Annotated in this window: 18 protein-coding genes; 9 read left to right on the top strand and 9 right to left on the bottom strand. The window is 69.5% G+C overall.

The genetic code is table 11. The features are described from left to right. Positions 1-84: 84 nt before the first annotated feature. Positions 85-1,341, top strand: a complete 1,257-nt coding sequence (locus E3O57_RS18470; protein WP_165788005.1) for a serine hydrolase — start codon at positions 85-87, stop codon at positions 1,339-1,341. A 108-nt stretch (positions 1,342-1,449) separates the two neighbouring features. Here E3O57_RS18470 and E3O57_RS18465 read toward each other — a convergent pair whose 3' ends face one another. Genes E3O57_RS18465 through E3O57_RS18450 form a run of 4 tightly spaced genes read right to left on the bottom strand, consistent with a single transcriptional unit; the run spans position 1,450 to position 2,960 of the window. Next, positions 1,450-1,623, bottom strand: a complete 174-nt coding sequence (locus E3O57_RS18465; protein ID WP_088457734.1) for a CsbD family protein — start codon at positions 1,621-1,623, stop codon at positions 1,450-1,452. Positions 1,624-1,681: 58 nt separating this feature from the next. Further along, the gene (locus E3O57_RS18460) at positions 1,682-2,134 is read right to left on the bottom strand and encodes a hypothetical protein (RefSeq protein ID WP_103460169.1); all 453 of its coding nucleotides are present in this window, start codon (positions 2,132-2,134) and stop codon (positions 1,682-1,684) included. A 41-nt stretch (positions 2,135-2,175) separates the two neighbouring features. Beyond that, positions 2,176-2,532 (bottom strand): hypothetical protein, encoded by a 357-nt coding sequence (locus tag E3O57_RS18455; protein ID WP_103480052.1) that lies wholly within the window; start codon positions 2,530-2,532, stop codon positions 2,176-2,178. Further along, positions 2,529-2,960 carry an Asp23/Gls24 family envelope stress response protein gene (locus tag E3O57_RS18450; RefSeq protein WP_103460171.1) on the bottom strand — a complete coding sequence of 144 codons (432 nt, stop codon included), beginning with the start codon at positions 2,958-2,960 and terminating at the stop codon, positions 2,529-2,531. The genes E3O57_RS18455 and E3O57_RS18450 overlap by 4 nt, the downstream gene beginning before the upstream one ends. A 227-nt stretch (positions 2,961-3,187) precedes the next feature. Between E3O57_RS18450 and E3O57_RS18445 the strand changes: the two genes are divergently transcribed. After that, positions 3,188-3,742: an RNA polymerase sigma factor gene (locus E3O57_RS18445; protein ID WP_103480051.1), complete on the top strand. Its 555-nt coding sequence runs from the start codon at positions 3,188-3,190 to the stop codon at positions 3,740-3,742. Continuing rightward, on the top strand, positions 3,739-4,344 hold the full coding sequence (locus E3O57_RS18440; RefSeq protein ID WP_165788004.1) for an Asp23/Gls24 family envelope stress response protein: 606 nt from the start codon (positions 3,739-3,741) through the stop codon (positions 4,342-4,344). Before E3O57_RS18445 ends, E3O57_RS18440 begins: the two co-directional genes overlap by 4 nt. On the opposite strand, the gene E3O57_RS18435 is transcribed toward E3O57_RS18440, so the two are convergent. Continuing rightward, entirely contained in the window at positions 4,341-5,762 is a 1,422-nt protein-coding gene (locus E3O57_RS18435; protein ID WP_103460173.1) for a GH1 family beta-glucosidase, read from the bottom strand. The two genes, E3O57_RS18440 and E3O57_RS18435, sit on opposite strands and share 4 nt — an antisense overlap. An 88-nt stretch (positions 5,763-5,850) precedes the next feature. Beyond that, positions 5,851-6,009: a hypothetical protein gene (locus tag E3O57_RS18845; protein WP_165788003.1), complete on the bottom strand. Its 159-nt coding sequence runs from the start codon at positions 6,007-6,009 to the stop codon at positions 5,851-5,853. Positions 6,010-6,105: 96 nt separating this feature from the next. On the opposite strand from E3O57_RS18845, the gene E3O57_RS18430 reads away from it, so the two are divergent. Then, complete coding sequence (locus E3O57_RS18430) at positions 6,106-7,098, top strand: bile acid:sodium symporter (RefSeq protein ID WP_103480049.1); 993 nt, start codon at positions 6,106-6,108, stop codon at positions 7,096-7,098. Positions 7,099-7,188: 90 nt separating this feature from the next. Then, on the top strand, positions 7,189-7,533 hold the full coding sequence (locus E3O57_RS18425; protein WP_103480048.1) for a hypothetical protein: 345 nt from the start codon (positions 7,189-7,191) through the stop codon (positions 7,531-7,533). 61 nt (positions 7,534-7,594) lie between these two features. On the opposite strand, the gene E3O57_RS18420 is transcribed toward E3O57_RS18425, so the two are convergent. Further along, on the bottom strand, positions 7,595-8,017 hold the full coding sequence (locus tag E3O57_RS18420) for a hypothetical protein (protein ID WP_088458171.1): 423 nt from the start codon (positions 8,015-8,017) through the stop codon (positions 7,595-7,597). 139 nt (positions 8,018-8,156) lie between these two features. Between E3O57_RS18420 and E3O57_RS18415 the strand changes: the two genes are divergently transcribed. Further along, the gene (locus E3O57_RS18415) at positions 8,157-8,729 is read left to right on the top strand and encodes a YdeI family protein (protein WP_103460177.1); all 573 of its coding nucleotides are present in this window, start codon (positions 8,157-8,159) and stop codon (positions 8,727-8,729) included. A 21-nt stretch (positions 8,730-8,750) separates the two neighbouring features. On the opposite strand, the gene E3O57_RS18410 is transcribed toward E3O57_RS18415, so the two are convergent. After that, positions 8,751-9,422 (bottom strand): response regulator transcription factor, encoded by a 672-nt coding sequence (locus E3O57_RS18410; protein WP_088457724.1) that lies wholly within the window; start codon positions 9,420-9,422, stop codon positions 8,751-8,753. After that, on the bottom strand, positions 9,419-10,756 hold the full coding sequence (locus E3O57_RS18405; RefSeq protein WP_133159849.1) for a sensor histidine kinase: 1,338 nt from the start codon (positions 10,754-10,756) through the stop codon (positions 9,419-9,421). The genes E3O57_RS18410 and E3O57_RS18405 overlap by 4 nt, the downstream gene beginning before the upstream one ends. A 320-nt stretch (positions 10,757-11,076) precedes the next feature. Between E3O57_RS18405 and E3O57_RS18400 the strand changes: the two genes are divergently transcribed. The 3 genes from E3O57_RS18400 (at position 11,077) to E3O57_RS18390 (ending at position 13,549) form a co-directional block, all read left to right on the top strand. Next, positions 11,077-11,814 (top strand): ABC transporter ATP-binding protein, encoded by a 738-nt coding sequence (locus tag E3O57_RS18400; protein ID WP_103480046.1) that lies wholly within the window; start codon positions 11,077-11,079, stop codon positions 11,812-11,814. Further along, positions 11,811-13,109, top strand: coding sequence for an ABC transporter permease (locus E3O57_RS18395; protein WP_103480045.1), 1,299 nt, complete (start codon positions 11,811-11,813; stop codon positions 13,107-13,109). The genes E3O57_RS18400 and E3O57_RS18395 overlap by 4 nt, the downstream gene beginning before the upstream one ends. Positions 13,110-13,198: 89 nt before the next feature. Next, positions 13,199-13,549, top strand: coding sequence for a VOC family protein (locus E3O57_RS18390; RefSeq protein WP_103480044.1), 351 nt, complete (start codon positions 13,199-13,201; stop codon positions 13,547-13,549).

The following is a 13,549-nucleotide window of genomic DNA, read 5'->3' as shown; positions in this document are numbered from 1 at the left end:
GGGGCACGGGATGGGCAGCGGGTCGTCATGACAGGTCAGAAGGCACGACAGCGGGGAGGACTTCCGCGGAGCCGAACCGGCACCGTGAGCCGGCTGAGCCGGCTGAACGTGCTGGGCCGGCGGCACCGGCGGCCGGGGGTGGCCGCGGTGGCCCTCCTGACGGTGACCCTGGTGCTTCCCCTGCCGGGTTGCGTGGATGCGGCGGCACTGTTTCCCATCGGCCCGGATACGGCGTCGGGCGCACTGGCCACCGAGGCCGTTGCTTCGCTCGACGCCGCACTGGCCGAGGGAATGGACCTGGCCGGCGCGACCGGCGCTATCGCCGGCGTGTGGGCGCCGTGGGCGGGGCAGTGGCTGGCGAGCCCGGGTGCCGAGGGCTCCGGCATCGACCCCACCACCGGCCGTCCGGCCGGCGGCGGGGCGCTCACCACCGACATGCGATTTCGCATCGGCACCCTGACGGGCGCGATGACCTGCACGGTGTTGCTCCGACTCGTGGATGAGAAGCGCGTGGGCCTGGACGACCCCGTGTCGTCATACCTGACCCGCCTGCCCGGGGTGCAGGGCATCACCCTGCGTCAGCTGTGCCAGCACACCGCCGGCCTCGGCCAGCCGAACCTCGAGCCGCAGTTCGTCAACAATCCCACCCGACAGTGGCCGCCCCTCGAACTCGTCTCCGGCGGGCTCGGGTCCACCAGGACCGGACAGCCCGGTCGGGTGTGGAACCCTTCCGACGCCGGCGTGCAACTTCTCGGGATGGCGCTGGAAGAGGCGACGGGCGACAGCTGGCCGGAACTCTACCGGCGGTACGTGTTCGAGCCGTTGGGGCTGCGCGACACGTCGTATCCCGATCCGCAGGACTTCGACCTGCCCGGCGACCACCCGCGGGGATGGGCCGCCGCTCTCGACACCGAAGGCACCCCGGACTGCACGCGTCCGGTCGATGTCACGCAGCTGTCCAACTCCATGAGCGGGGTGGCCGGCGGGGCCGTGTCCACCCTGGCTGATCTCAAGACCTGGTCGCAGGCGCTGGCCACCGGAGGATTGCTCTCCCCAGACGCAGCGGAACAGCAGTGGCGGAGCGTGCGGGAAGAGGGCGCCCCCCCAGTGGCGGCGATACGGGCTGGGGGCGGAGCAGCTGGGCCCGATGCGCGGCGCCGGCGGCGCGATCCCCGGTTTCCTGTCGGCGACGCTCTCCGACCCGGAGAGCGGCCTGACCGTGGTGGTGATGGTCAACGATTCCAGCGCGGGTGCGGAGTTAGCCCTGGCCCTGGCGCAGCGCCTGGCGGCGATCGCAGCGGAGATGCCCGTATCGGAGGGGCAATCGGATGCGGGGCTTGAGCTGCCCTGGACGGCGGAGGAAGCGACGGCCCAGATGCGCGTAAACGCGGTCTGTCCGACCGGCACAACCGGGATTCCGGCGGCGCCGGTCGGGTGACCGGTAGGAGCCTACTTCTTGAACGCGTCCTTGACGTTCTCGCCGGCCTGCTTGAGGTTGGCGCCGGCCTGGTCTGACCGGCCCTCCGCGACCTTGGAGTCGTCGTTGGTGACCTTTCCGAGGGTTTCCTTGGCCTTGCCCTTGAGGTCCTGGGCGGTGTTCTCGGCCTTGTCTGATGCACTCATCGTGTTCTCTCTTTCTCTTGGGGGTGGTTCGGGATGGTCGGATTGGTTGTTGGGTCGGTCACAGGTCCATGCGGCGGATCATGACCGTGGGCAGCAGCGTCGGGCGCAACGAGTCGTAGGTGATGGCCTCAACCTCGGGTCGTTCCTGACGCTCGGGCAGCAGCGCCGCCAGCGCGAGCACAGTGCCAACGCCCGCCACCAGGATCACCATGACCGGTGTACTCAGGTTGACCTGGCCCAGGTAGCGCAGGACATCGCCGGGGGCAGCGATCAGCGCGGGCCGGTCGAGCAGCGCGAGGACGAGTTCGGCGCCGAAGTAGAGGCATCCGGCGATGATGACCGAAGCCAGAGCGATGGCAACGACCGACCATGACGAGGGGGTCTCCCGGCGCGGCTGCTGAGTGTACGTGGACCGGGTGGCCCGGCCCGCCGGGTGGCGCAGCTGCAGTGCCGCAACGGCCTGGCGCGCTGCGAGCGTGCCGGGGGCCGAGGAGGGGATCGTGCGGGTCATGGCGTGGTGTTCCTTTGTGGTGTCGTGCGGAGGGAGGGAGGTCAGTCCACCGGTTTGGGCGGTCGACTGCCGGCGCCGGTGAGGCGCACGGTCACCCCGGCGATGTCCGCCCCGGTGAGGGTGGCCACGGTGCCGCGGATGTCGTGCTGCGCGCGTTCGGTCCGGTCGAGGGCATCGTCGACCGACGTATCCGTCTCGCCTCGGTCGAGCGGCAGCAGGCGGAGAGGGGTGCGCACGGTGAGGTCCAGACGGCCGGCCGCGTCGGCCACGTCGACCTTGACCTGGCTGGGCTGCACGGCGAGGGCGTCGGCGGCCACGGCCGAGACCAGTCTGGTCATCGCGCGCGCGGTAATGCGGTTTGCGCCGTGCGGGGTGACGGTCACGCTCGAACCGCTCATGGCTGCGAACCCTCGTCGGTCTCGTCGGCTTCGTCAGGCAGGTGCACGTCGTTGATGGTGACGTTGACCTCGGTGACTTCCAGGCCCACGAGAGTCTCGATGGCGTCGATGATCGCGGTCCGGGCATCGTCGGCGACCTGCTGCAGCGGCAGCGGGTACTCCGCCACGATGCTCAGGTCGACGGCGACGTGCGGCCCGTTGACCTTGACGCTCACGCCCTGGCTGCGGTCGGTGCTGCCGATTGCATCGCGGATGGCACCGAGGGCGCGAGCGGCGCCGCCGCCGAGGGCGTGCACACCGGTGACCTCGCGGACGGCGAGGCCGGCGATCTTGGCGACAACGGCATCGTTGATGACGGTGCTGCCGCGCGATGTGCCGGCGGGCAGATCGGTGCGGACCGAACCGATATCGGGGGTGAGGCTGGTCATGAGGCGGGCTCCTGTGCTCGTCGACCGCGCTGGCGCGGAACTGCTGTGACAATAAAGCTGGATGGTGAGATAGTCACTATGCTGCACGAAGAGTGCGGTGGGCGATTTTTCTCTTGCCGATTCTCATTGATACTGTTCAGACGCATCTCACGGCCGGTTCGTCACGAAATCCGCCGGCGAGATCGGTCTTGAGTAGAGAGAGGTCTCCGGTGGCAGGTACGGGGTCGATGGAGCGTGCGCCCCTGGGCGACGCCGCAGACTCGATACTCGCCGCCCGTGCCGCGGATGGCGACCTGCGCGCTTTCGAGGTGCTCGTCCGCCGCCACGGGCCGCTGATGCGCGCCTATGCCACTCGCATTCTGGGCTCCAACAGCGATTCCGACGATGTGGTTCAGGAGACCTTCATCACCGCCTGGGAACGTCTGCCCGAGTTGCAGGACCCCGCCGCCACGAAGGCCTGGCTCATGAGAATCACCAGCCGCAAGGCGATCGACCGCATTCGTGCGCGTAAGCAGGACCAACCCCTGGGGGAGTGGGATGCGCCGGCACCGGAGTCGGAATCTCCCCACCAGAGGGCCGAAGCGGCATCGCAGCGCGAGCGGCTCACGCGTGCACTCGATACTCTGAGCGAAGCGCAGCGGCAGTGTTGGACGCTGCGGGAGATTGGCGGGCACAGTTACGCCGAGATCGCCGAGGAACTTGATTTGCCTCCGTCGACGGTTCGCGGTCTCCTGGCCAGGGCCAGGCAGAAGCTGATGCAGGAGATGGAGGAATGGCGATGACACCACGTCACGACGACGACGCCGACAACGACCTCCTCGAGCAGCTCAGCGAAATCATGGACCGCGGCGAGTCCCCGACGGACGATTTCCTGAACCGGGCGCCGGAAAACCGGATCGCCTTCGACGCGCTCACCCGATTCCGGGCGATGGCCCAGAACATCCTCGACGACGACGTCGCGTCCGAGCCCGAACGCGACGACAGCTGGGTCACCGGCATCCTCAGCAACATCCACCGGGAGGCCAGGGCGGGACGCTCGATCCCGGTCTCGCACTCCTCACCCAAGGCCGACCTGAGCCTGACCGAAGGCGCCGTCAGGGGCCTGATCCGTTCGGCCGGCGACGCCGTCGCCGGCACCTTCATCGGTCGCTGCCGCCTGGAGGGCGACGTGGCGACCCCCGGCAGCCCGGTCACTGTGAACGTCGAGGCGAGCATGTTCTGGGGCGAGCGGATGCCGCAGACCGCGCAGCAGCTGCGGGAGGCCATCACGACGTCCCTGCTGCACCACACCGAGCTGAACATCGTCGCGGTGAACGTCACCATCACCGACGTGCACCTGCGCCGGAATCCGAAGGACGAGGACCGCTCGGCCCCGAACGGCTAGGGGAGCCGGCGGGTTTCGATCAGCGTGCGGTACCAGAGGGCGCTGTCCTTGAGGGTGCGCTCCTGGGTCTCGTAGTCCACCCGAACGATACCGAATCGCTTCGAGAACCCGTAGGCCCACTCGAAGTTATCCATCAGCGACCAAACGAAGTAGCCGCGCAGGTCGACGCCGTTCTGGATGGCACGATGCGCCGCCGTGAAGTGCCGACGCAGGTAGTCCACCCGGTTGTCGTCGTGCACCGCTGCCACGCCCTGGTCGTCGATCGTGACGACATCCTCGAACGCCGCCCCGTTCTCGGTGACCATCAGCGGCAGGCCGGGGAACTCGTCCCGCATCGCCTCGAGGAGTTGCAGAAGCCCGCTGGGTTCGATGTTCCAGTCCATTTCGGTGAACGGGCCGGGCTGGTCGAGCCGGGGAATGTCGTCGGTGCCGGGGAAGGCCGAAGCGCGCGAGGCGGCTCCCGCCGCCGAGTCTGCCGCGTGGGCCGCTCCCGCGGCCGGCCCCACCAGGGTGGTGTTGTAGTAGTTGATGCCCAGCACGTCGATCGGCTGGTGGATGAGCTCCTCGTCGCCGGGCCGCACGAACGCCCAGTCGGTGATGGCGGCGGTGTCCTCGATCAGGTCGGCGGGATAGGCGCCGTGCAGCATCGGACCAGTGAAGATCCGGTTGCCCACGGCCTCGATGCGCCGCACCGAGTCGGCGTCCCCGCGGATCACGTGCAGATTGTGGGTGACCGAGATCTGCGCGGTCGCGGGCACGACCTCCCGCAGCGCGCTCACACCGAGCCCGTGGGCCAGGTTGAGGTGGTGCGCGGCGGTCAGGGCGGCGGCGTTGTCCTGCCGGCCAGGTGCGTGCTCGCCGGAGCCGTGGCCGAGGAAGGCGGAGCACCACGGTTCGTTGAGGGTGGTCCACACCGGCACCCGGTCGCCGAGTGCCGCGCCGACGAGCCGCGCGTAGTCCGCGAACGCGTATGCGGTGTCGCGGTTGGTCCAGCCGCCCTCGTCTTCCAGAGCCTGCGGCAGGTCCCAGTGGTACAGGGTGGCCACCGGGGTCACGCCGCGCTTGATCAGTCCGTCGACGAGTCGTTCGTAGAAGTGAAGGCCGGCCGCGTTCACGGGTCCGCGACCGGTCGGCTGGATGCGCGGCCAGGCGATCGAGAACCTGTACGCGTCCAGGCCCAGGCTCATGATCAAGTCCAGGTCGGCTTCGAGCCGGTGGTAATGATCGTCGGCCACATCGCCGGTGTCGCCGTTCTGCACCGCGCCCGGAGTGTGCGAGAAGGTGTCCCAGATCGAGGGGCCGCGGCCGTCTTCGTCGACGGCACCCTCGATCTGATACGAGGCCGTCGCGGAACCGAAGACGAAGGAATCGGGGAACTGCAGGCCGCTGTCGCGGAAGTCGGGGGAGCCGTCGATCATGATGCGAGTGTTACCGATTCTGTTGGCGGAACGTATGGCGTGGGTCGTGCCGGGTGCGGCTGTGGGGCGCCGGGAACGGCGCGGCAGGTCAGTCTGCCGGACCGCCGGACGCTGTGTCGTCCTCGGTCGGGGAACTGTCGTCGCTCTGCGATCCGTCCGCGAGCTTCTCGGTGCGTTCGGTCTCTTCGCTGCTGACCTCGGTGGAGCCGTCGGGGATCTTCGGGTTCTTCGTGTTGTCGGTAGTCATCCCACCACTATAGGCAGCGACGATGGCACCTGGGCGGGCCGGTGACCCGGCGTCGCCGTATCCGCCCGACCTCTCGCCCGCCTCTAGGGTGGGAGCATGGCGGGGATCGTGCAGCGGCTGGAACACCGCCAGGTGGCGCTGTACCTGGCCGCGATAGCGCTCGGCGCCCTGGTCGGCTGGCTGGCCCCCGGCACGGCCCCCATGCTCTCGGTCGCCATCACCCCGCTGCTCGGGCTGCTGCTGTTCGCCACCTTCCTGGGTGTGCCGCTCGTGAGCGTCGGGCGATCGTTCCTGGACCTCCGCTTTGTGAGTGCCGTCCTCACGGTCAACTTCGTGATCGTACCCGTGGTGGTCTTCGGCCTCAGCCGGTTCGTCGCCGCCGACCGGGCCCTGCTCCTGGGGGTGCTGCTGGTGCTGCTCACCCCGTGCGTGGACTATGTGATCGTGTTCACCGGGCTGGCCGGTGGGGCCCGCGACAAGCTGTTGGCCGCCACGCCGTTGCTGATGCTGCTGCAGATCGTGCTGTTGCCGGTCTACCTGACGCTGTTCGCCGGGCCGGCCGCGGTGGCGCAGATCGAGGTGGGCCCGTTCGTCGAGGCGTTCCTGGCCCTGATCGTGCTGCCCCTCGCCGCGGCGGCGGCGGTGCAGTTCGGTGCCCGCAGGCGACGGGTGGCCGGGGCGGCCCGCGCCATCGTGACCCTCCTGCAGGCGCTCATGGTGCCGCTGATGATGGCCACCCTCGCGGTGGTCGTCGGGTCGCAGCTGGCAGCAGTGGGGGCCCAGGCCGCGGCGTTGCTCACCCTCGTCCCGCTCTACGTCGCCTTCCTGGTCATCCTGGTCGGGGTCGGTCTGGTCGCCGCCCGGCTCGGCGGCCTCGACGTGCCGGCCTCCCGCGCCCTGATCTTCAGCGGCGCCACCCGCAACTCGCTGGTGGTGCTGCCGTTGGCCCTCGCCCTGCCGGCCTCCCTGGCCCTGGCGCCGCTGGCCGTGGTGACGCAGACGCTGGTCGAGCTGGTCGGCATGGTGATCCTGGTGGGGTTGGTGCCGCGACTGGTTCCGGATTCCCCGTCGGGTGCTGACCGCTCGTAGTCTGTGTCGTTCTGTGACGGCACCGGCGTGACAGCCGAAAATCGCGAACCTACACTCGAGGCAACGAACGCCGATCGTGAAGGAGGCTCAATGATCACGCAACCGCTGCACATCCTGCAGTGCAACAGCACGGGTAGCGATGGCTGCGTCAACCACGGAGCCGGCCACGCGACCCAACCCATTCACGTGCGGGTCGCCGAGGCCACCCCGAGCAAGTGGGCCGACGGCATCGTGCTGCGCGCGACGTCCGACGGGTGGATCGGGATCGCCCTGTTCGGACCCGACGACACCGCCGACAGCGACACCGCCACGGTGTGGGTCTGGAACCACGCCGACCTGACGGCGCACCTCAGCGCCGGAGCGCCGGTGGCGTTGCACTCCGTCTACAACGTGCTCGCGAGCGGCCGCAGCCGTATCAGCGTCGTGCGGCTCTAGTCAGCCCTCCCGCACTCAGCCCTCCAAGCGGCCCACTCGCAGCGGTCGGTTCGGCCACGGGTCAGCTCGTGGGCATCATCCCGGTCATGGCGTCCATCATCTTCTGGCAGGCCATCGCGCACTGACGGCACGCCTCGGCGCACATCCGGGCGTCCTCGCTCATCCCGGCGTGCTTCATACACTCCTCGGCGCAGGCGGTCGCCATCGTCATGGTGGCCGTGTGCATGGCCATCATGCCCTCCATGTGCATCCCGTTCGGGCGCAGCATCGCACGCATCATGGTGCCGGCCAGGTCGGCCATGGTGGCGCACAGGCTTCGCCCCGTCGCCATACCCTCACCCATCATCGAGTCCGCGCACATCGTGCAGGCCTGCTCGCAGGCTGAGCACGCCTCGATGCATTCCTGCATCAGCATCATGTCCATCCCCTGCATGGGCATGTCCTTCATGTGCATTTCCATCATCTGCATGGTCGTGTTCGTCATCGTCACACCATTCCTTCGCGGGAGACCGGGCCCGGGCCCATCCCGATGCCGTCAGCGGCGCCCGCCACGGCCGATGCTACGCCGCGGGCGCCGCGAAGTCAGGAGAAATGCACTGCGCGAGCATCCGTAAAATAAGCGCATGGTGGGAATGCAGGACCGAGTCATCCTCGACGTCACCGTTCAGGAATGGGAGGCCTACCTGGCCGGCGAGCCCGATGACGGCGGCGTGCGCCTGAAGCTGCGTAAGAAGAACTCGAAAGCTTCGGGAATGACCTGGTCGGAGGCCCTGGACGTGGCGCTCTGTTACGGCTGGATCGACGGTCAGACCAACCGGCTCGATGACGACTACACTCTCACCGGCTTCTCACCGCGGCGCAAGAACAGCCCGTGGTCGCAGATCAACCGGGAGCACGTGGCGCGGCTCATCGACGAGGGGCGGATGCGGCCGGCCGGGATCGCGGAGATCGAGCGGGCCCAGGCGGATGGCCGGTGGGACGCCGCCTACCGGCAACGGGATGCCGTCGCCCCGCCGGACCTGCAGGCGGCCCTGGATGCCGACCCGGCGGCGGCCGCGTACCTGGCCTCGCTGACGAAGGTGGACCGGTTCCGGATCTACTTCCGGCTGGCCAACATCAAAACCCCCGCGGTGCGGGCCGCACGCATCCGGGACGTGGTGGAGAAGGCCGCCCGCGGCGAACAGCACTACCGCTGACGGCGAGTTGCCCGCGGGTGGCTACGCCGTCCCGCCGGGCACGAGCAGGCCCGACTCGTAGGCGACGATCACCAGCTGGGCACGGTCGTGCGCGCCGAGCTTGGTCATCATGCGGTTCACGTGGGTCTTGGCGGTGTGCGGGGAGATCACCAGCTCCTCGGCGATCGCGCTGTTGGCGTGGCCGCGGCCCACGAGCAGCAGGATCTCCCGCTCCCGCTCGGTGAGCAGTGCCAGTGCCGGCGGAACCGAGAGCGCGGCCGGCTCGACGGGCGCCGTGTACCTGTCGATCAGGGCCTTCGTGGCGCGCGGCGAGAGCAGGGCGTCGCCGCCGTGCACCGTGCGGATGGCGTTCATCAGGTCGGGCGCCTCGGTTCCCTTGCCGACGAATCCGCTGGCGCCCGCGCGCAGGGCCTGCAGCACGTACTCGTCTTCCTCGAAGGTGGTGAGCACGATGATGCGGGTGCCGGCCAGCTCCGGGTCGGCGCAGATCGCCGCGGTCGCCTGGATGCCGTCCATCACGGGCATCCGGATGTCCATCAGCACGATGTCCGGGCGCAGCGCCCGCACCAGATCCACGGCTTCGCGCCCGTTGCCGGCCTGCCCGGCCACGCTGAAGCCGGGCTCGTGCGACACGAGCTCGGCCACGGCTGTGCGGATCAGGGACTGGTCGTCGGCGAGAACCACGGAGATCATGAGGCACCATTCGGTCGGGGGTCTGCGGGTTCTCTCGGAACAGGTGCGTCGGCACCGGCCGGTGTCATGGTGTCGGCGGGATCGGTGGGCAGCCAGGCGGTGAACCTGAAGACCGGGCCGGGGCCCCTGGTGGCGGTGAGCCGGCCGGCCACCGATCCCACTCGTTCCCTGGCGCCGAGCAGACCGTGCCCGGCGCCGCCCGCGGTGTCCGCCGCCGCTGATCCGACGCGGGGCTGCGCGGCCACGGTATTGGTCACCGTGATCTCCAGGCCCGCCGGCCGGTAGTCCAGGTGCAGCAACGCGGTGTGGTCGGCGCCGTGTTTGTGCGCATTCGTCAGCGCCTCCTGCACCACCCGGAACGCCACCATGTCGACGGCGCCGGGGAGCGGTCTCGGGGTGCCGGCCAGCCGGTGCTCCACGCGCAGCCCGCTGCGTTCGAAGTCGATCAACAGCGGTTCCAGGTCGGCGAGCCCGGCGACGGGAGCCGACGCCAGGCCGGTTCCGCCGGCATCCGTGGCGCGCAGCACGTTGAGCAAGCTGCCGATCTCGCCGAGTACGGTGCGGGCGGCCGCACGGATGGTGGCCAGCGACGTCTCGGCGTCGTCCGGCCGGTCGGGCAGCGCCTGGGAGGCGACGCTGGAGTGCAGGTTGATCACCGCGATCTGGTGCGCGAGCAGGTCGTGCAGGTCGCGGGCGATGCGCAGGCGCTCCTCCGCCACCCGGCGCAGGGCCTCGGACTCCTTGGTCTCCTCGGCACGGCGGGCCCGCTCGGTGATGCCCCGGATGTAGGCGGCGTGCGACCGGTTTGCATCGCCGGCGGCGGTGGCGAAGCCCACGAACGCCGCCAGCTGCAGCATCGCGCGGGCGTCGTGCCAGGACGAGTCGAGGAAGGCGAGGGTGGCGCCGGCCAGGAGCACCACGGTGCAGCCGGAGAAGAGCAGCGAGGTGCGCCGGGGCATCCGCGCGGCCACGGAGAACACCCCGACCAGAACGGCCAGCAGATACGACACGATCGGCCCGTCCACCGCCAGGCCGAGCACGCAGGCCACCACGGCCACGGATGCGCCGACCAGCGGTGCCCGCCGGCGCAACAACATCGACCCGGCCGAGGCAGCCACCAGCACAGCGGCGGCGGGGCTCGAGAACACGGTGCCGCTGAAGTCGGTGCCCGCGAAACCGGGGCCGAGTACGAGCAGAACCGCGAGCAGGTCGCGCAGCCAGAACGGCAGCCGCGACAACGGCGAAAAGGTGCCAGGGGCCGGATCGGTACTGCCGCGGCGGGGGAGTGGCAGGCCGGGGCCGGTCTCGGATGCACGCGTGCGCTGGCTCGGCATACTGTTCCTCCCGCCCGCGGATCGGGTCAGACCCATTCTGTCAATCGATCCGGGCGGAGGCAGCCCGCGGGCGCGGGCGCCCGGCGTACTGCGTTGGTGGTACGCCGGGGCCGGCACCGGCAGAAACCGTGTCAGCGGCGGTACCGGCAGGTTCCTACGGCCGGAGGACGCCGGGGCCTGGACACGTCCGGGAGACTGGAGTCGTGTCGTTGGGCCGGTCGCGAAGTGGCCGGTTGAACGGCACGCCAACCCCCGCTGCCCGCCGACGCGCAGCCCGCACAACACAGCGGCACCCGCCGCATCCACAGGAGAGCCCAGCCATGACCGTGCCCATTCTCGCCGCCCGCGACATACACAAGTCGTATGGCCGCGGCGCCACCCGGTTCGACGCCCTCAAGGGGGTCTCGCTCGACATCCACCAGGGCGAGTCCATCGCCATCGTCGGCAAGAGCGGGTCGGGCAAGTCCACCCTGATGCACCTGCTGGCGCTGCTCGACAACCCCAGCTCCGGTGCTGTCGAGCTCAGCGGCCGCGATGCCAGCTCGCTGAGCGGCAAGGTCGTCAACCAGACCCGCAACGAGACCTTCGGTTTTGTGTTCCAGCAGTTCTTCCTCACCCCCAACACCAGCGTGCTCGACAACGTGACACTGCCGCTGCAGATCGCCGGCATCGGCGGCGCCGAACGCAAACGCCGCGGGATGGCGGCCCTGGAGCAGCTGGAACTGGCCGACAAGGCCAAGAACAAGGCCACCGACCTCTCCGGCGGCCAGAAGCAGCGGGTGGTGATCGCCCGGGCGCTGGTGAACAATCCCAGCGTGATCTTCGCCGACGAACCCACCGGCAACCTCGACTCCGCCACCGGCAAGGTCGTGGAGGACATCCTGTTCTCGCTGCAGAAGGACAACGGCATCACCCTGATCATCGTGACCCACGACGAAGACCTCGCGGCGCGTTGCGACCGTCGGGTGTACATCCGCGACGGCCTCATCGTCGACAGCCTCCACGCGGTGCCCGCCACCCCGGCCTCGGCCACGAGCACCGGGGAGGTGCGCGCATGAACGCCTTCGGCCTGATCCGCTCGGCCGTCAGGAACAGCCTGCGCAGCAAGACCCGCACCACCCTCACGGTGCTCTCGATCTTCATCGGCGCGTTCACCCTCACCCTCACCAGCGGGGTCGGCACGGGAATCAACCAGTACATCGACACGACTGTCGCCTCGATCGGCGCCGACGACGTCATCACGGTCACCAAGGCGGCCGAAGACAGCACGGATGGTCCGGTCGAGTACGATCCCTCCGCGGTCGCCATCGATTCCCCGAACTCGCCACCCGGCGCTCCGGGATCCAGCCTGATCGCGCTCACCTCCGACGACCTCGACACGATCGGCGCCGTTGACGGCGTCCTCTCCGTCCAGCCGCAGCTGAGCGTGAGGCCCGACTTCGTCCAGGTGGCCGACGGCACCGCCTACGAGGCCAACGTGGGGAGCTTCATCCCCGGCATGGCGCTGGACCTCGCCGCGGGCGCAGAACCCGACGCGGAAAGCAGCGACTACCAGGTCGCCATCCCGGTCTCGTTCGTCGCGCCCCTGGGCTTCGCGGATGACGCCGACGCCCTGGGCGCCACGCTCACCCTGGCCATCACCGACGTCACGGGAACCCAGTCCGAGCTGACCGCCACCATCGTCGGCGTCTCAGAGGAAGGCCTGACGGGCTCGACGGCGTTCACGGCCAACGAGGTGCTCACCGAGGTGCTCTACGACGCCCAGAGTGTGGGCCTGTCCGAGACCAGTAAGGACAGCTACGCGCAGGCCGTCGTCCGGTTCGATCCGACCGGTAGCGAGGCAGACCTGGCCACGCTCAAGGCCGACCTGACCGACCTGGGCTACACCGGCACCACGGTGGAAGACCAGATCGGCTCCTTCAAGGCCGTCATCGACGGCATCGTGCTGGTGCTCAACGCCTTCGCCGTGATCGCCCTGCTGGCCGCCGGCTTCGGCATCGTCAACACGCTGCTGATGAGCGTGCAGGAGCGCACCCGGGAGATCGGCCTGATGAAGGCCATGGGCCTGGGCGGCGGCAAGATCTTCGGCCTGTTCAGCCTGGAGGCCGTGTTCATCGGCCTGATGGGCAGCGCGCTCGGCGTCGCCGTGGGCATGCTGGCCGGCACCGGCGCCAACGCGCTGCTGGCCGACACCCTGCTGGCCGACCTGCCCGGGCTCACTCTGGTGGCGTTCGACCCGGCGGCGCTCGCCACGATCGTCCTGGTGGTCATGGGCCTGGCGTTCCTGGCCGGCACCATCCCGGCGCTCCGTGCCGCTCGTCAGGACCCCATCGAGTCGCTCCGCTACGAGTAGCCGCGTAGCCGGCAGCGCTCGGGGCCCGCATCCGCTCACGCGGGTGCGGGCCCTTGCGCGCGCGCCGGCCACGCGCTGAGATGGCCGGTATGAAGGTGACGAGCGTAACCGTAGGCCTGCCCGTTCGCGATCTGCCGGCCGCCGAGCGTTGGTACCGGCGGGTGTTCGAGGTGTCCAGTCCCTCGGTGGAACCGGCCCCAGGGGTGATCGAATTTGTGGTCGGTCCCATCGACCTGCAACTCAGCGAGGAGCCGCCGAAGCGCTCGGGCGCCCAGGTCACCCTGCGGCTGGGCGTGCCAGACGCCTCCGCCGAGTACGAACGCCTCACCGGGCTGGGCGTGATTCTCGGCACTCTCGAGCACGTGCCGGGGGCCGTGGACTACTTCGACTTCACCGATCCGGACGGCAACGCGCTCAGCATGTACTCCCTGAACGCCTGA

This window comes from Cryobacterium sp. TMN-39-2 (genome assembly GCF_004402745.1).
GTDB lineage: Bacteria > Actinomycetota > Actinomycetes > Actinomycetales > Microbacteriaceae > Cryobacterium > Cryobacterium zongtaii.
The sequence above is the reverse complement of the archived record's forward strand: the minus strand, read 5'-3'. Positions and strand labels throughout refer to the sequence as shown.